The 25704-nt window shown below is 58.7% G+C and carries 22 protein-coding genes; 13 read left to right on the top strand and 9 right to left on the bottom strand.

Annotation, left to right across the window (positions count from 1 at the left end; all coding sequences use genetic code 11):
• The first annotated feature begins 67 nt into the window (after positions 1–67).
• The 7 genes from I6L46_RS14875 to mutT all read left to right on the top strand — a co-directional run bounded on the left by I6L46_RS14875 (position 68) and on the right by mutT (position 8579).
• Positions 68–820, top strand: a complete 753-nt coding sequence (locus tag I6L46_RS14875) for a cell division protein FtsQ/DivIB (protein WP_005336149.1) — start codon at positions 68–70, stop codon at positions 818–820.
• Positions 801–2060 (top strand): cell division protein FtsA, encoded by a 1260-nt coding sequence (gene ftsA / locus I6L46_RS14870; protein WP_005336148.1) that lies wholly within the window; start codon positions 801–803, stop codon positions 2058–2060. Before I6L46_RS14875 ends, ftsA begins: the two co-directional genes overlap by 20 nt.
• Before the next feature lie 39 nt (positions 2061–2099).
• Entirely contained in the window at positions 2100–3251 is a 1152-nt protein-coding gene (gene ftsZ, locus I6L46_RS14865; RefSeq protein ID WP_005336147.1) for a cell division protein FtsZ, read from the top strand.
• Between the two features lie 99 nt (positions 3252–3350).
• Positions 3351–4274, top strand: coding sequence for a UDP-3-O-acyl-N-acetylglucosamine deacetylase (lpxC, locus tag I6L46_RS14860; RefSeq protein WP_005336146.1), 924 nt, complete (start codon positions 3351–3353; stop codon positions 4272–4274).
• A 140-nt stretch (positions 4275–4414) separates the two neighbouring features.
• Entirely contained in the window at positions 4415–5320 is a 906-nt protein-coding gene (locus I6L46_RS14855; RefSeq protein WP_005355107.1) for a M23 family metallopeptidase, read from the top strand.
• Positions 5321–5379: 59 nt separating this feature from the next.
• Positions 5380–8100 carry a preprotein translocase subunit SecA gene (gene secA, locus I6L46_RS14850; protein WP_005336144.1) on the top strand — a complete coding sequence of 907 codons (2721 nt, stop codon included), beginning with the start codon at positions 5380–5382 and terminating at the stop codon, positions 8098–8100.
• Between the two features lie 74 nt (positions 8101–8174).
• Positions 8175–8579 carry an 8-oxo-dGTP diphosphatase MutT gene (gene mutT / locus I6L46_RS14845; protein WP_019444787.1) on the top strand — a complete coding sequence of 135 codons (405 nt, stop codon included), beginning with the start codon at positions 8175–8177 and terminating at the stop codon, positions 8577–8579.
• A 77-nt stretch (positions 8580–8656) separates the two neighbouring features.
• Here mutT and yacG read toward each other — a convergent pair whose 3' ends face one another.
• The 9 genes from yacG to I6L46_RS14800 all read right to left on the bottom strand — a co-directional run bounded on the left by yacG (position 8657) and on the right by I6L46_RS14800 (position 16470).
• A complete protein-coding gene (gene yacG / locus I6L46_RS14840; protein ID WP_021231282.1) occupies positions 8657–8851 on the bottom strand; it encodes a DNA gyrase inhibitor YacG in 195 nt (64 codons plus the stop codon).
• 9 nt (positions 8852–8860) lie between these two features.
• Complete coding sequence (zapD, locus tag I6L46_RS14835) at positions 8861–9583, bottom strand: cell division protein ZapD (RefSeq protein WP_005336141.1); 723 nt, start codon at positions 9581–9583, stop codon at positions 8861–8863.
• 37 nt (positions 9584–9620) lie between these two features.
• Entirely contained in the window at positions 9621–10235 is a 615-nt protein-coding gene (gene coaE, locus I6L46_RS14830) for a dephospho-CoA kinase (protein ID WP_216976159.1), read from the bottom strand.
• 13 nt (positions 10236–10248) lie between these two features.
• Complete coding sequence (locus I6L46_RS14825) at positions 10249–11121, bottom strand: A24 family peptidase (RefSeq protein WP_204381446.1); 873 nt, start codon at positions 11119–11121, stop codon at positions 10249–10251.
• A 61-nt stretch (positions 11122–11182) separates the two neighbouring features.
• Positions 11183–12424, bottom strand: coding sequence for a type II secretion system F family protein (locus I6L46_RS14820; RefSeq protein WP_005336136.1), 1242 nt, complete (start codon positions 12422–12424; stop codon positions 11183–11185).
• A gap of 233 nt (positions 12425–12657) precedes the next feature.
• Positions 12658–14364, bottom strand: coding sequence for a PilB family type IVa pilus assembly ATPase TapB (tapB, locus tag I6L46_RS14815; RefSeq protein WP_005336134.1), 1707 nt, complete (start codon positions 14362–14364; stop codon positions 12658–12660).
• Positions 14365–14367: 3 nt separating this feature from the next.
• A complete protein-coding gene (locus tag I6L46_RS14810; RefSeq protein WP_041915402.1) occupies positions 14368–14793 on the bottom strand; it encodes a prepilin-type N-terminal cleavage/methylation domain-containing protein in 426 nt (141 codons plus the stop codon).
• 327 nt (positions 14794–15120) lie between these two features.
• A complete protein-coding gene (gene nadC / locus I6L46_RS14805) occupies positions 15121–15996 on the bottom strand; it encodes a carboxylating nicotinate-nucleotide diphosphorylase (protein WP_120416062.1) in 876 nt (291 codons plus the stop codon).
• A gap of 3 nt (positions 15997–15999) precedes the next feature.
• Positions 16000–16470, bottom strand: coding sequence for a TIGR02281 family clan AA aspartic protease (locus I6L46_RS14800; RefSeq protein ID WP_040068932.1), 471 nt, complete (start codon positions 16468–16470; stop codon positions 16000–16002).
• 130 nt (positions 16471–16600) lie between these two features.
• Between I6L46_RS14800 and ampD the strand changes: the two genes are divergently transcribed.
• The 6 genes from ampD (at position 16601) to I6L46_RS14770 (ending at position 25631) form a co-directional block, all read left to right on the top strand.
• Entirely contained in the window at positions 16601–17176 is a 576-nt protein-coding gene (ampD, locus tag I6L46_RS14795; protein WP_167571392.1) for a 1,6-anhydro-N-acetylmuramyl-L-alanine amidase AmpD, read from the top strand.
• 278 nt (positions 17177–17454) lie between these two features.
• Complete coding sequence (gene pdhR, locus I6L46_RS14790; protein WP_005336127.1) at positions 17455–18219, top strand: pyruvate dehydrogenase complex transcriptional repressor PdhR; 765 nt, start codon at positions 17455–17457, stop codon at positions 18217–18219.
• Between the two features lie 79 nt (positions 18220–18298).
• A complete protein-coding gene (gene aceE / locus I6L46_RS14785) occupies positions 18299–20959 on the top strand; it encodes a pyruvate dehydrogenase (acetyl-transferring), homodimeric type (RefSeq protein ID WP_216976156.1) in 2661 nt (886 codons plus the stop codon).
• 119 nt (positions 20960–21078) lie between these two features.
• Positions 21079–22968 carry a pyruvate dehydrogenase complex dihydrolipoyllysine-residue acetyltransferase gene (aceF, locus tag I6L46_RS14780; protein WP_216976154.1) on the top strand — a complete coding sequence of 630 codons (1890 nt, stop codon included), beginning with the start codon at positions 21079–21081 and terminating at the stop codon, positions 22966–22968.
• A 148-nt stretch (positions 22969–23116) separates the two neighbouring features.
• Positions 23117–24544, top strand: a complete 1428-nt coding sequence (gene lpdA / locus I6L46_RS14775) for a dihydrolipoyl dehydrogenase (protein ID WP_005336123.1) — start codon at positions 23117–23119, stop codon at positions 24542–24544.
• A 124-nt stretch (positions 24545–24668) separates the two neighbouring features.
• Positions 24669–25631 carry a sensor domain-containing diguanylate cyclase gene (locus I6L46_RS14770; RefSeq protein WP_216976152.1) on the top strand — a complete coding sequence of 321 codons (963 nt, stop codon included), beginning with the start codon at positions 24669–24671 and terminating at the stop codon, positions 25629–25631.
• Positions 25632–25704: the final 73 nt, after the last annotated feature.

Raw genomic sequence — 25704 nt, 5'->3', positions numbered from 1 at the left:
GGGGCCTATATAATGGCGAACCGGTCTGTCAAAGGCCGGTTTAGCGCGTTACACGGGGATCGATCGGGTGGAGGCAAGGGCACAGGGGCGCACCAAGGGTGGCTTCATCGCAGGGGTAGCGTTTTTCCTGCTGGTGATATGGGGCTGCTACCGGACGGCGCTGGATGTTAAAGGTTGGCTGACAGATGCCAACCGGTTGCCCATGAGCGAGCTGTTGCTGCAGGGGCAACACCAGTATTTGCAAACCGAAGAGCTGCGGATGGCCGTGCTGGATGGCGCCGAGCTGCGCAACTTCTTCGAATTGGACGTCAACGAATTGCAGGCAAGGCTCAATGCCTTGCCATGGGTGGCCTCGGTCTCGGTACGAAAGAAGTGGCCGAACAAGATCAAGATCTACCTCACGGAACAAGATGTGGCGGCGCGCTGGAATGGCAACCGCTTCGTCAACACCAAGGGCAAGGTATTCAGTGCCCCGGATCGGGTCAAGACGCCGCTGTTGCAGCTGTCAGGGCCGGATGACCAGGCCGCCCGGGTGTTGAAAGAGAGTCGGCAGTACGAGTCGCAACTGGCTGCCAAGGGATACAAGTTGCTGGGGGTGAATCTGACCCCCCGCCATGCCTGGGAACTGACCCTGGATGGCAATATCAAGCTGTTCCTGGGACGCAATGACATTGCGCTCCGGCTGCAGCGGTTTATCGATGCCTTCCCGGTTATCGAACCCCGTGCGCAAGTCGCCTACGTGGATCTTCGATACGACACCGGAATGGCAGTTGGCTGGAAGAAGAGCGAAGAGAAAGTGCATGACCAACACCGCAGATAGGAATTTGATTGTCGGACTGGATATCGGCACAACCAAGGTGGCGGTTCTGGTCGGGGAAGTATTGCCGGACGGTGAACTGAACGTCATCGGTATGGGCAGTCACGCTTCTCGCGGAATGGAGAAGGGCGGGGTCAATGACCTCGACTCCGTGGTCAAGTCACTGCGCCGCGCGGTGGAAGAGGCCGAGATGATGGCAGATTGCCAGATCAGCTCTGTCTATCTGGGGTTGTCCGGCAAGCATATTGATTGTCGCAACGAGACCGGCATGGTGCCCATCTCCGATGAAGAGGTGACCCAGGAGGATGTGGACAACGTGATCCACACTGCCAAGTCGGTTCGCCTCTCCGATGAGCTGCGTGTGCTGCATGTGCTGCCTCAGGAGTTTGCCATCGATTATCAGGAAGGGATTAAGAATCCGGTCGGCCTCTCCGGTGTGCGGATGGCAGCCAAGGTTCACCTGATCACCTGCCACAACGACATGGCCCGCAACATTGAGAAATGTGTGGAGAAGGTCGGCTTGCGCGTGGATCAACTGATCTTCTCCGCGCTGGCCTCCAGCTATGCGGTGTTGACCGAAGACGAGAAAGAGCTGGGTGTCTGCGTGGTGGACATCGGTGGCGGCACCATGGACATGTCGCTGTTTACCGGCGGTGCCCTGCGCCACACCAAGGTGATCCCGTATGCTGGCAGCACTGTGACCAGCGACATCGCCTACGCCTTCGGTACGCCGCCGCTCGACGCGGAAGCGATCAAGGTGCGCTACGGTTGCGCCCTCGGCCGTCTGGTCAGCAAGGAAGACAATATTGAAGTACCCAGTGTCGGCGGTCGCCCGGCGCGCAGCCTGCAACGGCAGACACTGGCTGAAGTGATTGAGCCCCGTTACACCGAGTTGCTCTCCATGGTGAATGATGAGCTGGTGCGGGTACAAAGCGAGTTGAAAGCGCAGGGGGTCAAGCATCAGCTGGCAGCCGGTGTGGTCTTGACCGGCGGCGCTGCCCAGATTGAAGGCATTGTGGAGTGTGCAGAGCAGATCTTCCAGAGCCAGGTCCGGGTGGGAGAGCCCATGAACATACGTGGTTTGAGTGATTACGTGCAGGCACCGGTGTACTCGACTGCGGTCGGGTTGCTGCAGTACGGCCGAACACATCAGGCAACAGGTAGCAACAAAGAATATGCCGCCAAGGCAAGCGTCGGTGGTCTGGTCAAACGGGTCAGCAACTGGCTGCGTGGCGAGTTTTAAGAATTTTGCTGAGTCAGGCAAATAAAGCGGAGAGACAACATGTTTGAATTTATGGATAGCCACACTGACGAAGCCGTCATTAAAGTGATCGGTGTAGGTGGCGGCGGCGGCAACGCTGTCGAACACATGGTTCGTCAAAATATCGAAGGTGTCGAGTTCATTACCGTCAACACCGACGCCCAGGCACTGCGTAACTCCAGTGCCAACACCACTCTGCAGATCGGCGGTGGCATCACCAAAGGTCTGGGTGCTGGCGCCAACCCGGAAGTGGGTCGTGATGCGGCCATGGAAGATCGCGAAGCGCTGCGTGAGCTGCTGACCGGCTCCGACATGGTGTTCATCGCTGCCGGTATGGGCGGTGGTACCGGTACCGGTGCTGCGCCGATCGTGGCCGAAGTGGCCCGCGAGATGGGCATCCTGACCGTTGCTGTGGTGACCAAGCCGTTCTCCTTCGAAGGGAAGAAGCGGATGGGCTTCGCTGCGCACGGTATCGAAGAACTCTCCAAGAACGTCGACTCCCTGATCACCATCCCCAACGACAAGTTGCTGAAGGTGCTGGGTCGCGGTATCTCCCTGCTGGATGCCTTCAAGGCGGCCAACGATGTACTGCTTGGCGCGGTACAGGGCATTGCCGAGCTGATCACCCGTCCGGGCTTGATCAACGTCGACTTCGCGGACGTGCGTACTGTGATGCGTGAAATGGGTACCGCCATGATGGGTACCGGTTCCGCCTCCGGCGATGACCGCGCCGAAGAAGCGGCCGAGAAAGCCATCTCCAGCCCGCTGCTGGAAGACGTGGATCTGGCTGGTGCCCGTGGCATCCTGGTCAACATCACCGCCGGTATGGATATGACCATCGAAGAGTTCGAAACCGTGGGTAACGCGGTCAAGGCCTTCGCTTCCGAGAATGCCACTGTAGTTGTGGGTACCGTAATCGATCCGGAAATGCACGACGAACTGCGTGTGACCGTGGTTGCTACCGGTATCGGTGCCGAGCGCAAGCCGGACATCACTTTGGTCAAGAGCAGCCAGGTGCAAGAGCGCCCGGTGCGTCAGCCGCTGGTTAGCGACATGATGCAAGGCCGCGTGATGGACGAAGCCCCGGCCAAGGTGGTCAACGCCGAGCCGCAAGCTCGTCGTGAACCGGATTACCTGGATATTCCGGCGTTCCTGCGCAAGCAAGCCGACTAAGCCTCTTATGGATCTCGTTTGTTTGTTGTTCAAGGAATGTGCTAAGATGGCCTGCCAACGACCATCTGGTCCGGATTTTAAGCTGTTTAGGGTACACCCATGATTAGACAAAGAACCTTGAAAACGAGTGTACAGGCGACTGGTGTCGGCCTGCATTCGGGCCGGAAAGTCACTATGACGTTCCGTCCGGCGCCTGTGAACACAGGGATCGTTTACTTGCGTACCGACCTGAATCCTGTGGTGGAGCTGCCAGCCAATGCCGATCAGGTGCGCGATACCGTGCTCTGTACTGCTCTGGTCAACGAAGCCGGTGTCCGTGTCTCTACCATTGAGCACCTCTCTGCCGCGCTGGCTGGGATGGGGATCGACAACCTCTATGTCGAGGTTGACGCGCCCGAGATCCCGGTGATGGACGGCAGTGCGCATCCCTTTATCTACCTGCTGCAGGAAGTCGGGATCCGTGAGCAGAATGCTGCCAAGCAGTTTGTGCGGATCAAGAAGAGCATCCGGGTTGAAGACGGCGACAAGTGGGCGGAATTCCACCCCTATCGCAACGGCTTCAAGATGGATCTTGAGATCGATTTCCAGCATCCGGTCTTTGAAGGGCGCAATCAGCGTTGCGTACTGGATTTCTCCGGTGCCTCCTTCGTGAAAGAGATCAGCCGTGCCCGTACCTTCGGGTTCATGCGCGATATCGAGTACCTGCGTTCCCAGAACCTGGCGCTGGGCGGAAGCCTGGAAAACGCCGTGGTACTGGACGACTATCGGGTGCTGAACGAAGACGGTTTGCGTTATGAGGACGAGTTCGTCAAGCACAAGATGCTGGACGCGATCGGTGACCTCTATATGTGTAACCGCAGCATCATCGGTGAGTTCCGTGCCTACAAGACCGGACATGCCCTGAACAACAAGCTGCTGCGTGCCTTGCTGGCCGAGCAGGAGGCTTGGGAACTGGTGACCTTCGAGGGTGAGGGCGACAAAGCGCCTATCGCTTACTACGATAACGGTCTGGTTCTGGCCTGATAGCTGTGCAACGGAACGTCGGTCCTCTCTCCGCACCGACGTTCCGTCATTTGTTTACTCCATCCTTTAATACCGATTATCTCCCGGTTTTATTTCCCGTGCAGGCTCTTGGCCGCACCTGACCGAGCAGACTGATTTCTATGAGCATTACCCTGATCCTCCACGGCAAGCAGCGACGCAAGTTGCACCTGCCCAAACAACGTCTGGCCTGGGTCGGCGGTATTCTCTTCTCCCTGTTGGCCCTTGGTGGTGGTTGGCTCTGGCAGAGCTGGCACCAGAAAATGGAGGCGCTGGAAGTGGCGCTTGCCGTTGCCGAGCAACAGTCCGTCGACCAGAGTGGCGACGAAGCCCGTGAACAGTTGGCAATGCTGGCTGCTCAGGTAGGCACCATGCAAGGCCAGCTTGGCCGTCTCAATGCCCTCGGCGAACGATTGACCGAGCAGGCCGATCTCGATCCCGACGAGTTCAATTTCAAAGAGCTGCCCCCCATGGGCGGCCCTTCTTATGATGAAGAGCTGGAAGTGAGCCTCAACGAGCTGCAAGCCTCGATGAAGCACCTCAGCCAGCAGCTCAGCAGCCGTGAAGAGCAGCTGTCGGTACTTGAATCTTTCATCATGAATCACCATATCACCGATGCCGGTTTTATTTCCGGCACGCCAGTCAAACAGGAGCGAGTTTGGGTCTCGTCCGGGTTTGGTGGACGGGTCGATCCGTTCAACGGGCGTGCCAAGATGCACAAAGGGGTCGATTTCCGTGGCAAACCCGGAACCCCGATTCTGGCCACCGGGCCCGGCATTGTCAGCTGGGCGGGCCGTCATCCGGAATTTGGCAATATGGTGGAGATTAATCACGGCAATGGCCTGGTCACCCGCTATGCCCACAACTCCAAGTTGCTGGTCGAGGTGGGCACCCTGGTTGATCAGGGTCAGAAGATTGCCTTGATGGGACGCACCGGTCGCGCGACCGGGGTCCATCTGCATTACGAAGTGTTGAAAGATGGTCGTCAGGTCAACCCCGCACGCTTTCTCAGTGCCAGACGGGGTTAGGTTTTTTTCTTCAGGTTCCAGTGACGGAACGCTTTTATAACCAGAAATAGTTGGTACCCATGATTAGCACACTGCTTACCAAGATTATCGGCAGCCGGAACGACAGAACGCTCAAGGCTTTGCGCAAAATTGTAAAACAGATCAATGCCATGGAGCCGCAGTTCGAGGCTCTCTCCGATGCCGAGTTGCAGGCCAAAACGGCTGAATATCGTCAGCGTATCGAGCAGGGTGAGACCCTGGAGCAGTTGCTGCCGGAAGCGTTCGCGACCGTGCGTGAAGCTTCCAAGCGGGTGTTTGGCATGCGTCACTTCGACGTGCAGCTGATCGGCGGCATGGTGCTGAACTCTAACCGCATCGCGGAAATGAAAACCGGTGAAGGTAAGACTCTTACTGCGACTCTGCCAGCTTACCTGAACGCCCTGAGTGGCCGTGGTGTGCACGTGGTGACGGTGAACGACTATCTGGCCAAACGTGACGCTGAGGCAAACCGCCCGCTGTTTGCCTTCCTCGGCATGACCGTCGATTGCAACGTGCCCGGTATGGATGCGTCCCAGAAGCGTGACGCCTACGCCGCCGACATCACCTACGGTACCAACAACGAATTCGGTTTTGACTACCTGCGCGACAACATGGCGTTCTCGCCCGAGCAGCGCGTACAGCGTCCGCTCAACTACGCGCTGGTGGATGAGGTGGACTCGGTGCTTATCGATGAAGCCCGTACTCCGCTCATCATCTCCGGCCCGGCTGAAGACAGCTCAGAGCTCTATATCCGCGTCAACAAGCTGATCCCGCTGCTGGTCAAGCAGGACAAGGAAGACACCGAAGAGTACACCGGTGACGGTCACTACACGGTGGACGAGAAGAACCGTCAGGCCCTGCTGACCGAAAACGGTCAGATCTTCGTGGAAGAGCTGCTCAAGAAAGAGGGGCTGCTGGATGAGAACGACTCCCTGTTCTCCGCCTCCAACATCAGCCTGCTGCACCACGTCAACGCCGGTCTGCGCGCTCACACCCTGTTCGAGCGCAACGTCGACTACATCGTCCAGAAAGACGAGATCGTCATCGTCGACGAGCACACCGGCCGTACCATGCCGGGTCGTCGCTGGTCCGATGGCCTGCATCAGGCCGTTGAAGCGAAGGAAGGGGTGAAGATCCAGAACGAGAACCAGACGCTAGCATCCATCACCTTCCAGAACTACTTCCGTCTCTACAACAAGCTGGCGGGGATGACAGGTACTGCAGATACCGAAGCCTTTGAATTCCAGCAGATTTATGGCCTGGATACCGTGGTTATCCCGACCAACAAGCCGATGGTGCGCAAGGACATGGGCGATCTGGTCTACCTGACCGCCAATGAGAAGTATGCCGCCATCATCGAAGATATCCGTCAGTGTGTGGCCAAGGGCCAGCCTGTACTGGTTGGTACTGTCTCTATCGAGAACTCCGAGCTGCTCTCCGGCATCCTGACCAAGGAGAAGATCCCGCACAAGGTGCTGAACGCCAAGTTCCACGCCATGGAAGCGGAGATCGTCGCCCAGGCCGGTCAGACAGGTGCGGTCACCATCGCGACCAACATGGCCGGTCGTGGTACCGACATCGTGTTGGGCGGTAACTGGCAGGCAGAGATTGCCAAGCTGGAGAACCCGACCAGCGAGCAGATTGCCGAGCTGAAAGCCGCCTGGCAGGTGCGTCACGATGCGGTGCTGGCCGCCGGTGGTCTGCACATTATCGGTACCGAGCGTCACGAGTCCCGCCGTATCGATAACCAGCTGCGCGGCCGTTCCGGTCGTCAGGGTGACCCGGGCTCATCCCGTTTCTACCTCTCCATGGAAGATACCCTGATGCGGATCTTCGCCTCCGATCGCGTGACCGGCATGATGAAGAAACTGGGCATGGAAGAGGGCGAAGCCATCGAGCACCCGTGGGTCACCAAGGCGATCGAAAACGCCCAGCGCAAGGTGGAAGGTCGCAACTTCGACATCCGCAAGAGCTTGCTGGAGTTTGATGACGTTGCCAACGACCAGCGCAAGGTGGTCTACGAGCAGCGCAACGAGCTGCTGGATACCAACGACATCTCCGAGACCATCCACGTTATCCGTGACGACGTCTACGGCGCGGTGATCGACGAGTACATTCCGCCCCAGTCTCTGGAGGAGATGTGGGATGTGCCGGGTCTGGAAGCTCGCCTGAAGGCAGACTTCGCGCTGGATCTGCCGCTGCAGCAGTGGCTGGCGGAAGATGACAAGCTGTACGAAGAGAAGCTGCGCGAGCGCATTCTGGACGAAGCCACGAAGCTCTATGCCCACAAGGAAGAGCTGGTCGGCAAAGAGGTGCTGCGCAACTTCGAGAAGGCAGTGATGCTGCAAACTCTGGATGGTCTGTGGAAAGAGCATCTGGCGGCCATGGATCACCTGCGTCAGGGCATCCATCTGCGCGGTTACGCCCAGAAGAACCCCAAGCAGGAGTACAAGCGCGAATCCTTCGATCTGTTCACCCAGATGCTGGAAACCCTCAAGCGCGACGTGGTCAGCATCCTGAGCCGTGTTCAGGTGCAGGAGCGCGATGTGGAAGCGATGGAAGAGCAGCAGCGCCAGCAGGCGGAAGCCGCTCCCCGCACCTATACCCACGCCGCTGCCGAGAGCCAGCTGGCCGATGAGCAGGCCGCAGGCGAAGAGGGCCACACCACCTTCGTGCGCGACGAGCAGAAAGTTGGTCGCAACGATCCCTGCCCGTGCGGCTCCGGCAAGAAGTACAAGCACTGCCACGGTCAGTTGACCTGATCGACGCTATGCCATAACAGGCGGGCCAAGTGCCCGCCTTGTTATTGGTGGCAACAAGCGAACAGAGGTAATTGATGGAACAGAAAAAACGGATCTGGGTGGCGGTTGGCGTCATCGAGAATGAACGGGGCGATATCTTCATCGCCAGACGCTCCTCCGATCGCCATCAGGGGGATCGCTGGGAGTTTCCCGGTGGCAAGGTGGAGTCGGGCGAGGATCTGCTCACCGCACTGGATCGGGAGCTGTGGGAAGAGATCGGCATCCGGGTATTGGATTGTGCCCCCTTCATGGAACTGCAGCACGACTACCCCGAGAAGCAGGTATTGCTGGATATCTGGAAGGTGACCCGTTTCAGCGGCGAGCCGTTCGGCAAGGAGGGTCAGGAGTGTCTGTGGGTGCCGGTGGCCGAGCTGCACAACTACCACTTCCCCGATGCCAATGGCCCGATTGTAGCGCGGCTACAGGGTCTGCTGGCGTGAGCCGGTAGCAATCAACAAGCATGAAAAAAGGGCCAATCGGCCCTTTTTTCATATTGCAGAGGTGCGTGACCAGGGGCTTACAGCCACTGATCGCCCTCTTCCTGCTCCGGCAGCAGATCCGGGTTGATCTCCCCCGGGATCCGCTTCTCTTCATCGGCCCATTCGCCGAGATCGATCAGCTGGCAGCGCTTGCTGCAGAAGGGGCGGAACGGACTCTGCGGGCCCCACTCCACTTCGCTCTGACAGGTCGGACACTTTACCTTGGTGACCATAAGCCCTCCTTAGCAGCAGGCGAGCTGGAACGGCACGTCGCCAATCGGCTGTTCTGCGGTGGGCAGAAAGCGCAGGGCGAAGCGGTTCTTGTGGCCGCTCAGGGTCGGGTAGCAGAACAGATTGCCCGGCAGCTTGATGCGGATCAGCTCGGCGCTCTCGGCGGTGTCCTGGAAGAAACCGTTGCTGGCAACCTGCTCGCTGAAGCTGCCGGATTCACGCCACAGGCGCAGCAGCAGGGTGATGGCATTCATCAGCAGGTTGATATCGCTCAGCCAGCCCTGCATCTGCTGGTGACGGGTGATGGCCGGGGTGCCGAGCCAGTGATGCAGCTGTGGCACATCGAAGGCACACAGACCACCCGGGATGGAGAAGCGCTGGCGGATGGAGCCGAGCAAACGATCCTCTTTCAGGCGGGCACCCGGGCGTGGCGAGTTGAGCAGGTTGCGAGAGAGCTGGCTGCTCTCTTGCTGCATCAGTTTGATCTGCTCCAGATCGACATCGGGCAGGCTGGCCCAGTGGCTCAGACGTTGGCCGAGACGCTCCAGATCCTTGATGAGGTCGGCGCGCAGGTCACCACGCTCCAGCAACTCCTGCAGATCGAACAGCCCCTTGAAGAAGGCGATATGTGCCCAGGATTGTTCACTCTCCAGATTGTCGCGGATCTGGGAAAACAGGGACTCCAGACGAAGATAGGTCCGGCTTTTTTCATTGAGGGGGAAATCGTAAATCATGCCTAATCCTGGCCAGCCATAAACCGGCCTAGTGTACTCACACTTGGCGGCCTTGTTGAGAGGCAATTGCCAGATATGTCTCGTGCAGCGCCAAAATCCGCGTTTTAATCGCCATTTCGCTGCCATTGTAGTTTTCGATGACATCATCCGCCGCCGCGAGGCGCTCCGACCGACTCGCCTGGGCGGCGATGATGGCCTTGGCTTGCTCGGCCGATACCCCATCACGGCGACAGGTGCGCTCAATCTGGGTGGCTTCATCCACATCGATCACCAGCACCCGGTTGGCGAGGCCGGTGAGTTTGTTCTCCACCAGCAGCGGCACCACCAGCAGGCAGTAAGGAGAACTGGCTGTGGCACACTGGCGCAGCATTTCGCTGCGAATCAGCGGGTGGAGCAGGGCATTGAGCCACTCCTTGGCCTGTGGATCGCTGAAGACCCGCTCGCGCAGGGCACGACGGTCGAGTTGACCGCTCGGATCAATCACATCCGGGCCAAAATAGTCGGCGATGGCGGCAAGGGCCGGGGTGCTCGGCTCGACCACTTCGCGGGCGATCACATCGGCATCCACCACCTCGATACCCAGCGCGGCAAACTGATTGGCGATAGTGGTCTTGCCGCTGCCGATACCACCTGTGATAGCAACTACATACATGGGGGCCTCTTGCTCAAAGCAGGGTAGAGAGATACCAGCGGGTGATGGTATCGCCCCATAGCAGGGCGATCCAGCCCGCGATGGCGAGGTAGGGGCCGAAGGGGATGGGCTTGCCCTGATGATGTTTTTGCAAGGCGATCAGGCTGATGCCGATCACGGCACCGACCAGAGATGAGAGCAGCAGAATTATGGGCAGCGCCTGCCAGCCGAGCCAGGCACCCAGCGCTGCCAGCAGCTTGAAGTCGCCATAGCCCATCCCCTCCTTGCCAGTGAGCAGCTTGAAGGCCCAGTAGAGGCTCCAGAGCACCAGATAGCCCGCCATGGCACCGATCACGGCATCCGCCAGCGGCACGAAGCCGCCTGCCAGGTTGAACAGCAGCCCGCCCCACAGCAGTGGCAAGGTGAGCTGGTCGGGCAGCAACATCTTGTCGAGATCGATAAAGGTGAGGGCGACCAGTACCCAGGTCAGCAGCAGGGCGGCCAGCGTCCCCCAGCCTGGCGTTATGACCATGGCAACGGCCACCGAGAGCAGGGCGGTCAGCAGCTCTACCAGCGGATAGCGGGCCGAGATGGGGGTCTGACAGTCGCGGCAACGCCCTTTGAGCCAGAGCCAGCTCAACAGCGGGATGTTCTCCAGCGCAGTGATGGCGTGGCCACAGTGAGGGCATGCGGAGCGCGGCACCATCAGGTTGTAGCACTCTGGCGCAGTGGCCTCCTCATCAGTGGCGAAGTAGCTGCGATATTCGGCCTGCCACTCCCGTTCCAGCATGATGGGCAAGCGGTGGATGACCACGTTAAGGAAGCTGCCGATCATCAGGGAGAAGAGAAAAACCAGCGAGAAGTAGAGCCAGGGCAAGCTGTGAGCCAGCTCGAGAAGAAGTGTCATAACCAACCGTCAGTTATTGAATGAGGGGGAGGGCATGGTTGTGGTGCCATGCCCTGATGAATCAGCCTACCACGTCGCCAAGCTTGAAGATGGGCAGGTACATGGCAATAACCATACCGCCGACCAGCACCCCGAGCACCACCATGATGAGGGGTTCCAGCAGGCTGGTGAGGCCATCGACCAGATCATCCACCTCCTGTTCGAAGATGGTGGCGACCTTGGAGAGCATATCATCGATGGCACCGGACTCCTCACCGATCATCACCATCTGGATCACCATGTCGGGGAAGAGATCGACGGTGCGCATCGCCACGTTGATCTGCATACCGGCCACCACCTCGTTGCGGATGGCCATGACCGCGGTGCGATAGACATAGTTGCCGGAGGCGCCAGCCGCTGAAATCAGCGCATCTACCAGCGGAATACCGGCGGAGAAGGTGGTCGACAGGGTGCGGGCAAAGCGAGCCATAGCCGCCTTGTGCAGGATCATCCCGACCACCGGAATGGTGAGGACGAACTTGTCGGTATTGTCTTTCACCTTCTGGGAGGCCCGCCAGGCCCGCACGTAAAGGAAGATGCCAAGGGCCGTGCCACCAAAGAAGACATACCACCAGTTCTGCATAAAGCGGGAGATGCCGATAACAAACTGGGTGAACACCGGCAGCTCGGCACCAAAGCTCTTGAAGATATCCTCGAACTGCGGAATGACGAACAGCAGCAGGATGGAGGTCACCACGATGGCGACCAGAATGACCATGGTGGGGTAGAACATCGCCTTCTTGATCTTCGACTTGAGCGCTTCCGACTTTTCCCGGTAAGTGGCGATACGGTCGTAGATGGTCTCCAGTGCACCGGATTGCTCACCGGCTTCCACCAGATCGCAGTAGAGATCATCGAAATAGAGAGGATGGCGACGCAGCGCCTCCGACATGGGGGTACCAGTCTCCACATCGGCGGCAATCTGCCCCATCAGCTCGCGCATCGAGGCTTTCTCGTGACTGCGGGCGATGATCTGCAGGCTCTGCACCAGTGGTACACCGGCGGAGAGCATGGTGGTGATCTGACGGGAGACGATGGCGATATCCATCGGCTTGATCTTGGCGCCGCCCTTGGAGAAGAGCCCCTGGGATTTCTTGGCTACCTTGGTGACGTTGACCCCCTGCTTGCGCAGTTCGGTCTTGACGGTGTTGATGCTGTCGGCCTGCAGCTCGCCGGAGACCTTCTGCCCCTTGCGGTTTACCCCATGCCAGCGGAAGGCGAAGACTTTCTTGGGGGCATTGTTCTTTTTCGTTAGGGTTGCCATCTTTGCATCCTGCAATGGGGTTGGTTGTCAGAGCCGAGCTCTGCACGTTACCAACCTGGTCAAGGTGTCCGACTGGCTTGATGCCGGCGGGGTACTGATAGGGGGGGCCTTCTTGGCGCCAACCCGGTCACTTGAATATCTGATTACTCTGTTGCCGGGGCCATCATCCACTTTGTATTCGTGGGTGACAGCCCCTTTGCCAACCGAACCGGTAGAACGCTGCACCACGTGAATTAGTTGGTGGTGACCCGGTTGACCTCGGCCAGACTGGTGACCCCGAGCCGGGCCTTCTCAAGTCCGGAGGTGCGCAGGGTACGCATTCCCTCTTTTTGCGCGATAGCGGCGATCTGCAGGGAGTTGGCGCCTTGCATGATCAATTTGGCGATGTTCTCCGACATCAGCATGATTTCGTAGATGCCGACCCGTCCCTTGTAGCCGCCCGAGCACTCCTTGCAACCGACCGGTTTGAACAGTCGCAGCCCGGCAGCCAGTTGCTGCGGCGTAAAGCCCAGTTCCAGCAGTTCGGCTTCCGGCACCACTTCCGGCGCTTTGCAGTGGTCGCACAGTTTACGAGCCAGCCGCTGGGCCATGATCAGGGTTACCGAGGAGGCGATGTTGAAGGCGGGCACCCCCATGTTCATCATTCGGGTCAGGGTTTCGGCGGCGGAGTTGGTGTGCAGGGTGGATAGCACCAGGTGGCCGGTTTGCGCCGCCTTGATGGCGATTTCGGCGGTTTCGAGATCGCGGATCTCCCCCACCATCACCACATCCGGGTCTTGCCGCAAGAAGGAGCGCAGGGCGCTGGCAAAGGTGAGCCCCGCCTTGGGATTGACCTGCACCTGGTTGACGCCGGGCAAGTTGATCTCTACCGGATCTTCGGCGGTAGAGATATTTACCTCGGTGGTGTTGAGAATATTGAGGCCGGTATAGAGTGAAACCGTCTTGCCCGAACCGGTAGGGCCGGTCACCAGGATCATCCCCTGTGGTTTCGAGAGGGCGCGCAGGTACTGCGCCTTCTGCCGGTCATCAAAGCCGAGTTGCTCGATATTGAGGCGTGCCGCCGAGGAGTCGAGCAGACGGATAACGATCTTCTCCCCCCACATGGTGGGCAGGGTATTGACCCGCATATCCATCGACTTGTTGCGCGACAGCTTCAGCTTGATGCGGCCATCCTGTGGCAGCCGCCGCTCGGCGATATCGAGCCGCGCCATCACCTTGAGGCGAGCGGAGAAGCGGTTGGAGAGGTTGACCGGCGGCGTAGCGATTTCATGTAGAATGCCGTCGATGCGAAAGCGGACCCGATACTTGAACTCATAGGGCTCGAAGTGCAGGTCGGAGGCGCCGCGCTTGATGGCATCCATCAGGATCTTATTGATGTACTTGACGATGGGGGCATCGTCATCGGCGGTATTGACGCTCTCGTCCAGCCGACTGTTCTCGTCGGAGACCTCGAGATCCGAAATCTCGGACTCGTCGATATCCTCCATGCCGAGGGCGTCATTTTCGCTCTCCAGCAATTTGCCGATGGCGGCGGTGAGCTTGTTCTCCTCCACCAGCAGCGCCTCGGTATGAAGACCGAAGCTGAAGCCAAAGTCCTCCAACGCCGAGACATTGGTCGGATCCGACATGGCGATATAGAGGGTGTGGCCCTGGGTGTAGATGGGCAGGACGTGGTGTTTCTCAATCAGCTTCTGATTGAGGTACTTCTGCGGGATCTCGGCCAAGTCGAAGGCGGCAAGATCCAGCAGAGGTACCCCATACTCCAGCTCGCAAAAATCGGCGAGTGCCTTGCTGTCGAGGATCTCGTTCTCTATCAGAAATGTCACAAAGGGCTTGCGCTGAGCCTTGGCCTGGCTCAGATAGCGCTGGGAGTCCTCTTCACTGATCAGTGAAGAGGCGGCCAGGCTTAACGCCAGGCCGCTATTGGGGCTAGAGGTCATGCCTTAGCATTTGCCATCAGTCTTACATGAACCGGAGACTGTCCACCTAACTTGCTGACCAGCTGCTGTAAGAGCATTAGATATGAGAACATAGGTTGAGTTACCAACATCAGAGCCACCACTACCAGTAATAGTTATGGTGTTTGTACCACTTGCAACGGAAACGCCAGATAAGACATTTGAGGTTGTAAAAGCTCCAGATGTTGCATTAGTTCCTGCAGTGACACAATCAGCAAGTGTTAGTGTACTGGCCCCTTGAACGCAAACTTCAACGGCAGTTTTTGCTGGACCTGTGGCTGCAATTACTTCAGTAAACTTTGCTCTCTGTGTGTAGCTTTGATAAGCAGGCAGTGCTACCGCCGCCAGAATAGCCACGATCGCGACCACGATCATCAGTTCAATAAGGGTAAAACCCGATTGTTTCTTCATTTCGCTCTTCATGGAAAATATCCTTTTATCCTTGGTTCCTGGGTAGTGTCGGTAGAAAATCGTCCGAACGTCAGTATCTTATCCGAGCTGTCAGGGGTGGCAACAGAGATTGCTGCCTTTGTTAACCACTTTCATGTCATTTACCAAAAACTTGATGCGAGTCATAAAATAAGTGGCTTCTTATGACTCTTTGTTACGGGCGAAAGCGGGTCCGTCATTACACTCCTTTGCTGAGGGATCCTGCATAAAGAAAAGGCGCCCATGGCGCCTTTTGCAAGTTGTTTATCCGGTTAGGTCGAGTATTTGCTCAGGCCTGCGGGGTGAATCTCACTGCTGGATAAAGCGCATGGAGAGATCGAGCGCTCGTACATGCTTGGTGAGCGCCCCGACCGAGATAAAATCGACGCCGGTGGCGGCAAATTCGGCCAGGGTATCGAGTGTCACGTTACCGGAGACTTCGAGCTTGGCGCGGCCCTGATTGATGGCGACGGCTTCGCGCATCATGGTCACGTCGAAGTTGTCGAGCATCACGATATCGGCCTTTGCCGCCAGCGCCTGTTCGAGTTCTGCCAGCGATTCCACTTCCACCTCCACCGGTTTGCCCGGATTGAGATGGCGAGCTTCATTAATCGCCTCGGCAATGCCGCCACAGGCGAGGATATGGTTCTCTTTGATGAGGTAAGCATCGTAGAGGCCGATGCGGTGATTCTTGCCACCGCCGCAGGTGACCGCGTACTTCTGGGCGGTGCGCAGCCCCGGGATGGTCTTGCGGGTGTCGAGCAGACGGCAGTCGGTGCCCTCCAGCTCTGCCACATAGCGGGCGGTGAGGGTAGCGACGCCGGAGAGGGTCTGGACAAAGTTCAGCGCATTGCGCTCGCCAGTCAGCAGCAGGCGGGCAGGGCCATGGAGGCGAAAAAGCTCCTGATTGGGGGAGAGCACTTCCCCATCCTGCACCTTCCACTCCACCTTCACTTCGCCACCGAGCTGGGCCTTCAGTTGCAGGAAGACTTCATCCACCCAGGGTTGGCCGCAGAATACTCCTGCTTCACGGGTGATCACCCGGGCAGTGGCCATCCGATCCGCCGGGATCAGCTGGGCGGTGATATCGGCGCTGGCGTCCGGTTGGTCCAGCGTGGTGAGGGCATCGCCCAGATCTTCGAGTAGTGCGGCGCGCACGGCGCGGCTGACATCCTGTTGAAACATGCCTTATTCCTGCAAGGGTCTGAGCAGCAGTTGCCGCTCTTTTTGAACCAGCTCCAGCCGACCGAGGGCGTTCATGCCAACCAGCACTTCGTCACCGTCTGCCGCCGGATTGATAAAGATGGCCAGATCGTACAAGGTCAATGGCCCCATCGCCAGCGTTTCGATGGTGCCGTTGCCGACCCGGATCTGCCCCGCGGCGGTATTGACCTGGCTGCTGCCATGAGCGGTCAGGCCGAGCCGCTCGGCAACCTGCTGCGGGATGGTGATACGGGTGGCGCCGGTATCGAGCAGCAGTTGCACCGGCTGGCCGTTGATGGCACCCTCCAGACGATAGTGGCCGCTCTGGTCGGCCCGCAGCAACAGCTCGCCGCTGGCGGTGACGCTGGGTTGGTTGCGGGAGTGAAAATAGAGGGTCAGCAGGCCCATCAAAGAGAGCCAGGCCAGTAACCACATCCAGCGTGCCGTGTGCTGCATACCCCATCCATATCGAGCGGAAGATGACTCAGCCTAACATACCATTTCCCTTGGATTCAGTGAGTTGGTGCCGGATTGCCTATCAGGTATCTTCGTTTTCTCGCCATTTATCAGCCAACTCGAGTAGCCGATGACTCAACTCGCTTCGCAACCTTGTTTCTCTATCGATGCCGCAGGCTGGTGCCAGCAGGCGCGCCGGGTGCCTTCTCCCCATCACAACGAACGGGCAGCGCCGGATGATATCTCCCTGCTGGTGGTGCATGGCATCAGCCTGCCGCCGGGGGAGTTCGGTGGCCCCTTTATCGACGATCTCTTTATGGGGCGACTCGACCCCGAGGCTCACCCCTATTTTGCCGGTATCCATCAGCTGAGGGTCTCGGCCCACTGCCTGATCCGCCGTGATGGCGAGCTGGTGCAGTATGTGCCATTCGGCGCGCGCGCCTGGCACGCTGGTGTCTCGAGCTGGCAGGGGAGGGAGGCATGTAATGACTTCTCCATCGGCATCGAGCTGGAAGGGACCGACGAGACCCCCTATACCGAGGCTCAATACCGGGCGTTGGCGGGGCTCACCCGAGCCATTTCGGAGCGCTATCCGGCCATCACCCACGAAAAAATTGTCGGCCATTGCGACATCGCGCCAGGGCGCAAGACGGATCCCGGAGCCAGTTTCCAGTGGGATTACTACCGGCAACTACTAAACAGCTAAAGTAAATATTCAAATTTAGTTTGGATTTTAAAATCAATGGCTTGCCTATCTGGCAGGCCATTTTTGTCTCTGGTTGCGCAAATGTTATTTGTGAGCGTGGTCAAGAATATTGGTCAGACCATTTTCTATGAGCTAAATCATGTTTCCCCTGCTTTACCCCTTAAGTGGTGGTGGTGATTCTTGACTCAGATCATCTTTTGAGTGGACTTTTCAAAAGGCCTCTGCTAATTTTCGCCCCATCCATAAAATTGGTAATACCAATTTAACAAAGTAGCCTCATGCCCTATCGCAAGATTACGCAACCCAAGTTGGCCGACTCCATTGTCGCCGAGCTGGAACAGATGATTCTGGAAGGCAGCCTGCAACCGGGGCAGAAATTGCCTCCCGAGCGGGAACTCGCCATCCAGTTTCAGGTATCGCGCCCCTCCTTGCGCGAAGCCATCCAGCGACTGGAAGCGCGCGGATTGCTTTATCGCCGTCAGGGCGGCGGCACTTATGTGCAGAATGCCCTGAGCAAGGGGATCGCCGATCCTTTGTTCGAACTGCTCAGTACCCACCCGGAAGCCCAGTATGACCTGCTGGAGTTTCGCCACGCGCTGGAAGGCATCTGTGCCTACTACGCGGCCTTGCGGGGAACCGGGTCTGATTTCGAGCGCATTCGTCAGGTGCAAACCACCATCGAAGAGGCGGGCCAACTCGGTTCGCTGGTGGCCGAGTCGGCAGCCGTCACCCAGTTCTATCTGGCGGTGGCCGAGGCGTCCCACAACGTGGTGCTGCTGCACCTGCTGCGGGCCATGAGCCCGATGCTCGAACAGAACATTCTGCAGAATAACGAGATTTTGAATCGCCGCCCGGGAGTGGTAGCCAAGATACGTCGCCATCGCGCGAATCTGATCGAGGCTATTCTTTCGGGGGCTCCGGAGCGGGCCAGAACAGCTTGTCATGAGCATCTGGCCTTTATCGAGGACACCTTGTTGGATATGCAGAGGGAAGACAGCCGGATCCAGCGATCCATGCGTCGGATCCGTCAGCAGGAAAACTAATCCCACAAGGCTTTATTGTCGAATGCTTGCGCCCTTCGCCGTGCAATGCCGTGCAATCACAACAACATAGGAACCAGCCATGTCTGATATCCTGAAGAACGATGTGGACCCGATAGAAACGCTGGAGTGGCTTGCCTCTCTGGAATCCCTGCTGCGTGAAGAGGGTCCGCAACGCGCTCAGTTCATCCTTGAACAGTTGGCCGAGAAAGCCCGCGTAAGCGGTGTGGACGTGGCTGCCAAGGCAAATCGCGATTACATCAACACCATCCCGTCCAGCGACGAGCCGGACTACCCGGGTGACCTGGAGATGGAACGCCGCATTCGCGCCATCATCCGCTGGAACGCCATGATGATCGTGCTGCGCGCGTCCAAGAAAGACCTGGACCTGGGTGGTCACATGTCTTCCTTCGCTTCTTCTGCGACCATCTATGATGTCTGCTTCAACCACTTCTTCCGTGCTCGCAACGAGAAGGATGGTGGCGATCTGGTTTACTTCCAGGGTCACATCTCCCCGGGCATCTACGCCCGTGCGTTTGCTGAAGGTCGTCTGACCGAAGAGCAGCTGGACAACTTCCGTCAGGAAGTGGACGGCAAGGGTATCCCTTCCTATCCGCACCCGAAACTGATGCCGGACTTCTGGCAGTTCCCGACCGTATCCATGGGTCTGGGCCCTATCGCCGCCATCTATCAGGCTCGCTTCCTGAAGTACCTGACCGACCGTGGCATCAAGGATTGCTCCGAGCAGACCGTTTACGCCTTCCTGGGTGACGGCGAGATGGACGAGCCGGAAGCCAAAGGTGCCCTGACCGTTGCCGTGCGTGAAAAGCTCGACAACCTGGTGTTTGTGGTCAACTGCAACCTGCAGCGTCTGGATGGTCCGGTTGTCGGTAACGGCAAGGTCATCAACGAGCTGGAAGGCCTGTTTGCTGGCGCCGGTTGGGATGTCACCAAGGTGATCTGGGGTCGCAAGTGGGATGAGCTGCTGAAGAAAGACACTTCCGGCAAGCTGATCCAGCTGATGAACGAGACCGTGGACGGTGACTACCAGACCATGAAGTCCCGCGACGGTGGCTACATCCGCGAGCACTTCTTCAACCGTTATCCGGAAACTGCCGCGCTGGTCAAAGATATGACCGACGAGGAGATCTTCGCTCTGAACCGCGGTGGTCACGATCCTCGCAAACTGTTCGCTGCGTTCAACAAGGCGACCCAGACCAAGGGCAAGCCGACCGTTATTCTGGCCAAGACCATCAAGGGTTACGGCATGGGTGAAGCGGCTGAAGGCAAGAACATCGCTCACCAGGTCAAGAAGATGGAGCTGGACTCCGTGCGTCACCTGCGTGACCGCTTCAACCTGCCGGTGGCCGACGAGCAGTTGGCCGATCTGCCGTACCTGAAGATCGAAGCCGGTTCTGCCGAGCACAAATACCTGCACGACCGTCGCACCGCCCTGAAAGGCTATGTGCCGACCCGTCTGCGCGAAAGCACCACCAAGCTGGAAATCCCGGCACTGGATGCCTTCGCTCCGCTGCTGGGTGAGCAGGCGCGCGAAATCTCCACCACCATGGCATTCGTGCGTTCCCTGAACGTGATGTTGAAAGACAAGTCCATCGGCAAGCGCATCGTGCCGATCCTCGCTGACGAAGCCCGTACCTTCGGTATGGAAGGTCTGTTCCGCCAGATCGGTATCTACAGCCCGCACGGTCAGCAGTACACCCCGCAAGACCGCGACATCGTCTCCTACTACAAGGAAGACAAGCAGGGTCAGGTTCTGCAAGACGGTATCAACGAGCTGGGCGCCATGTCCTCCTGGCTGGCTGCTGCGACCTCTTACAGCACCAACGATTGCCCGATGATCCCGTTCTACATCTACTACTCCATGTTCGGCTTCCAGCGGATCGGCGACATGGCGTGGGCAGCCGGTGACCAGCAAGCCCGTGGCTTCCTGCTGGGTGCGACCTCCGGTCGTACTACCCTGAACGGCGAAGGTCTGCAGCACGAAGATGGTCATAGCCACATCCTGGCCGGCACCATCCCGAACTGCATCTCCTACGACCCGTCCTACGCCTATGAAGTGGCGGTGATCGTACAGGACGGCCTGCGCCGCATGTACGGTGAGAACCCGGAGAACGTGTTCTACTACATCACCACCCTGAACGAGAACTACGCCATGCCGGCCATGCCGGAAGGCGCCGAGGAAGGCATCCGCAAGGGTATCTACAAGCTGGAATCCGTCGCCGGTGCCAAGGCGAAAGTTCAGCTGCTCGGTTGTGGTTCCATCCTGGGTCACGTGCGCACTGCTGCCCAGATCCTGGCAAGCGAATATGGCGTGGGCTCCGACGTGTTCAGCGTCACCTCCTTCAACGAGCTGGCTCGTGACGGTCAGGACGCGGATCGCTGGAACATGCTGCACCCGACAGCCGAAGCTCGCGTACCGTACATCGCTCAGGTGCTGGGTTCCGAAGCCACCATCGCTGCGACCGACTACATGAAGTCCTTCGCCGATCAGGTTCGCGCCTTCGTTCCGACCGAGAACTACCGCGTGCTGGGTACCGACGGTTACGGCCGTTCCGACAGCCGTGCCAACCTGCGTCGTCACTTCGAAGTGAACGAGTTCTACGTGGTGGTTGCTGCCCTGACCGAGCTGGCCAAGCGCGGCGAGATCGACAAGCAGGTTGTGGCTGATGCCATCGCCAAGTACGGCATCGATGCCGACAAGGTCAACCCGCTGTACGCGTAAGTGGATCAAGGGTCGCGCCGTCATGCGGCGCGACCCTGCCAGGGTTTAAAACGGTTAACGCGAGATGTGCGTGGCGGCATCAGCCAGTCACGCGGATCGACGCAAGAGGATAAAGCACAATGTCCAAACAGATTATGGTGCCGGATATCGGCGCCGATGAAGTTGAAGTCACCGAGATCATGGTGGCCGTGGGTGACAAGGTCGAGCTGGACCAGTCCATCATCGCGGTAGAAGGCGACAAGGCCTCAATGGAAGTACCGGCGCCGTCCGCCGGTATCGTCAAAGAGATCCTGATCAAGGTGGGCGACAAGGTTGCCACCGGTTCCCAGATCATGATCTTCGAAGCCGAAGGCGCTGCTGCACCTGCAGAAGTGGCCGCTCCTGTTGCTGCAGTTCCGGCCGCCGCACCGGTCGCTGCCGCTCGCAAAGATGTCAACGTACCGGACATCGGTGGTGACGAAGTTGAAGTCACCGAGATCATGGTTGCCGTGGGCGACATGGTTGAAGCCGACCAGTCCATCATCGCCGTGGAAGGTGACAAGGCCTCCATGGAAGTGCCGGCGCCGTTCGCCGGTCGCGTGGTCGAGATCAAGGTTGCCGCTGGCGCCAAGGTTTCTACCGGCTCTCTGGTGATGGTATTTGAAGTGGCTGGCGCTGCGCCTGCTGCCGTTGCTGCACCGGCTCAAGCTGCCGCGCCCGTGGCTGCAGCCCCGGTTGCCGCTGCGGCCAAAGAGGTCAACGTACCGGATATCGGTGGCGACGAAGTGGAAGTCACCGAGATCATGGTTGCGGTGGGTGACAAGGTTGAAGCCGACCAGTCCCTGATCGCCGTGGAAGGTGACAAGGCCTCCATGGAAGTGCCTGCGCCGTTCGCCGGTGTGGTCAAAGAGATCAAGGTGAAGGCGGGTGACAAGGTCTCCACCGGTTCCCTGATCATGGTATTCGAAGTGGCTGGCGCTGCCCCTGCTGCCGCGCCGGTTGCTCAAGCTGCCGCTCCGGTCGCTGCAGCCCCTGTTGCCGCTGCTCCGGCTCCGGTTGCCCAGGCTGCTGCCGCTGCGACCGATTTCGTTGCCAACGACGCTTATGTGCACGCTTCCCCGGCAGTACGCCGTCTGGCGCGCGAGTTCGGCGTCAACCTGGCCAAGGTGAAAGCCTCCGGTCGCAAGGGCCGTATCGTCAAAGAAGACGTACAAGCCTACGTGAAGGATGCCATCAAGCGTGCCGAGTCCGCTCCTGCCTCTGCCGGCGTAGCCGGTGGCAACGGTCTGGGCGTACTGCCGTGGCCGAAGGTAGACTTCAGCAAGTTCGGTGATGTGGAAGAGGTAGAGCTGACCCGCATCCAGAAGATCTCCGGTCCGAACCTGCACCGCAACTGGGTCATGATCCCTCATGTCACCCAGTTCGACGAAGCCGATACCACCGAGCTGGAAGCGTTCCGCAAAGAGCAGAACGCGATGCTCGAGAAGCAGAAGGCTGACGTGAAGATCACCCCGCTGGTGTTCATCCTGAAAGCCGCCGCCAAGGCGCTGGAAGCTCACCCGCGCTTCTGCAGCTCCCTGTCCGAAGATGGCAGCAAGCTGATCATGAAGAAGTACATCCACATCGGTGTGGCGGTAGATACCCCCAACGGTCTGGTTGTGCCCGTGGTGCGCGATGTTAACAAGAAGGGCATCATGGAGCTGTCTCGCGATCTGGCCGAGATCTCCAAGAAGGCCCGTGCCGGCAAGCTGACCGCTGCCGACATGCAGGGCGGTTGCTTCACCATCTCCAGCCTGGGTGGCATCGGCGGTACCAGCTTTACCCCGATCGTCAACGCGCCGGAAGTGGCCATCCTCGGTGTCTCCAAGTCCGAGATGAAGCCGAAGTGGAATGGCAAAGAGTTTGCGCCGCGCCTGATGCTGCCGCTGGCTCTGAGCTACGACCACCGCGTGATCGATGGTGCCGATGGGGCTCGCTTCATCACCACCATGAACGGCGTGCTGTCCGACATTCGTCGACTGGTCCTGTAAGTGAGAGGGCGGGCCCAGAGCCTGCCCTTTTTACTTCTCATTTCATTAACATGATCGTAAACTTGCCCCGTTTTTTTCACGGCTGCAGCCACCCGTTTCGGTATAAGACTGCGCTGTCCGGGGATATAAGAACGACAAAGAGGTCATGATGAGTAAAGAAATCAAAACCCAGGTCGTAGTACTGGGTGCTGGCCCTGCCGGTTATTCCGCTGCTTTCCGTGCAGCCGATCTGGGTCTGGATACTATTATCGTCGAGCGTTACTCCACCCTGGGTGGCGTCTGCCTGAACGTGGGCTGCATCCCCTCCAAGGCGCTGCTGCACGTTGCCAAAGTGATTGAAGAAGCCAAGGCGCTGGCCGAGCATGGCATCGTCTTCGGTGCACCGCAGACCGACATCGACAAGATCCGTCTGTGGAAAGAGAAGGTTATCAACCAGCTGACCGGCGGTCTGGCTGGTATGGCCAAGATGCGTAAAGTACAGGTTGTTAACGGCTTGGGTAAATTTACCGGCCCGAACACCCTTGAAGTGGAAGGTGCCGACGGCAAGACTACCGTGACCTTCGACAACGCCATCATCGCGGCCGGTTCCCGTCCGGTGAAACTGCCGTTCATCCCCCACGATGACCCCCGCGTATGGGACTCTACCGATGCGCTGGAGCTGAAAACCGTTCCCGGCAAACTGCTGGTTATCGGTGGCGGCATCATCGGTCTGGAGATGGGTACCGTTTACTCCTCTCTGGGTTCCGAGATCGACGTGGTGGAATTTGCCGACCAGCTGGTTCCGGCTGCCGACAAAGATATCGTCAAGATCTACACCAAGCGCGTCGCCAAGAAATTCAACATCATGCTGGAGACCAAGGTCACCGCAGTTGAAGCTCGCGAAGACGGCCTGTACGTATCCTATGAAGGCAAGCACGCTCCGGCCGAGCCGGTTCGTTACGACAACGTGCTGGTTGCGGTAGGTCGTGTGCCGAACGGCAAGATGCTGGATGCCGAGAAGGCAGGTGTTGCCGTGACCGAGCGCGGTTTCATCGAGGTGGACAAGCAGCTGCGTACCAACGTGGCGCACATCCACGCCATCGGTGACATCGTTGGCCAGCCGATGCTGGCACACAAAGGTGTTCACGAAGGTCACGTTGCCGCCGAAGTTATCGCCGGCAAGAAGCACTACTTCGACCCGAAAGTGATCCCGTCCATCGCCTACACCGAGCCAGAGATGGCCTGGGTTGGTCTGACCGAGAAGGAAGCCAAGCAACAGGGCCTGAACTTCGAAGTCGCTACCTTCCCGTGGGCTGCTTCCGGTCGCGCCATCGCGTCCGACTGTTCCGACGGTATGACCAAGCTGATCTTCGACAAGGAGAGCGGCCGCGTCATCGGTGGTGCCATCGTGGGTACCAACGGCGGTGAACTGCTGGGTGAAATCGGTCTGGCCATCGAGATGGGTGCTGACGCCGAAGATATCGCGCTGACCATCCACGCTCACCCGACTCTGCACGAGTCTGTGGGCCTGGCTGCCGAAGTGTTCGAAGGCTCCATCACCGACCTGCCGAACGCCAAGGCCAAGAAGAAAAAGTAATTTTCTTCCCCGCTTGTCTAAAAAGCCGCTCGAATGAGCGGCTTTTTGTTTTCTCCTTGCTGCCCCGACTTCGACAAAGCCCAATATGCTAAAGATAGGTTTTGGCACTGACGAGAGAGGCACGATGCTAGAAGCACCCATTCCCCCCGATGAGGCATTGCGGTTGGAGACCCTGCGGCGGCTCTCTTTGCTCGATTCCGAGGCCGAGGAGCGGTTTGATCGGCTGACCCGCATGGCCAGACGGGTGTTCAATGTCCCCATCGCGCTGGTAAGTCTGGTGGATGAAGATCGCCAGTGGTTCAAATCCTGTATCGGTCTGGAGGTCCGTGAGACCGCGCGGGACATTTCGTTTTGTGGCCACGCCATCATGGGCAATGAGACCTTCATCGTGCCGGATGCTTCGCAGGATCCCCGCTTTGCCGACAATCCGCTGGTGGTGGGCGGGCCCGGCATCCGCTTCTATGCCGGACAGCCACTGCGGATCGCCAACGGCTGCAAACTGGGGACGCTCTGCATCATCGATACGGTGCCGCGGGAATTGAGTGAGGAGGATGTGGGACTGCTCAAGGATCTGGCGGCGATGGTGGTGCGGGAGCTCGAAGCGGTGCAGCTGGCCACCATTGATGAGTTGACCCTGATCTCCAATCGGCGCGGGTTCGTGATGCTGGCGGAGAAGAGCCTCTCGCTGGCCAGTCGCTTGCAGATGCCGCTGGCGCTGCTCTATCTGGATCTCAATGGCTTCAAGGGGATCAACGATCGGTGGGGGCATGCAGAAGGGGATCGGGCTCTGATCGCCTTTGCCACTCTGCTCAAGCAGGCTTTTCGGGGCGCAGACGTGTTTGCCCGCATGGGCGGCGATGAGTTTGCCGTCCTGTTGCCCAATGTGATGGAGGCGCAGGCGCAACTGGCCTATGAGCGTTTCAATGCCATGTTGGCCGAGCACAATCAGCACAGTGGTTGCAGTTATGCGCTGACCTGCAGCACCGGGATTGTCTGCTATGACGGGCACGGCTGTGTCTCCCTGGCCGAGCTGCTCACCCGCGCGGATGAGCTGATGTATCAGCGCAAACGGGATGGCAAGGGCTGACTGTGCTATATCGGATTAGCCGCCACCAAAACAACAGAGAGCGCCACGGCGCTCTCTGTTGTTGATGGCTTAG

It is taken from the genome of Aeromonas sp. FDAARGOS 1416 (assembly GCF_019048085.1).
In the GTDB taxonomy this organism is placed as follows: domain Bacteria; phylum Pseudomonadota; class Gammaproteobacteria; order Enterobacterales; family Aeromonadaceae; genus Aeromonas; species Aeromonas veronii.
This window is presented reverse-complemented; position numbering and strand designations above follow the sequence as displayed.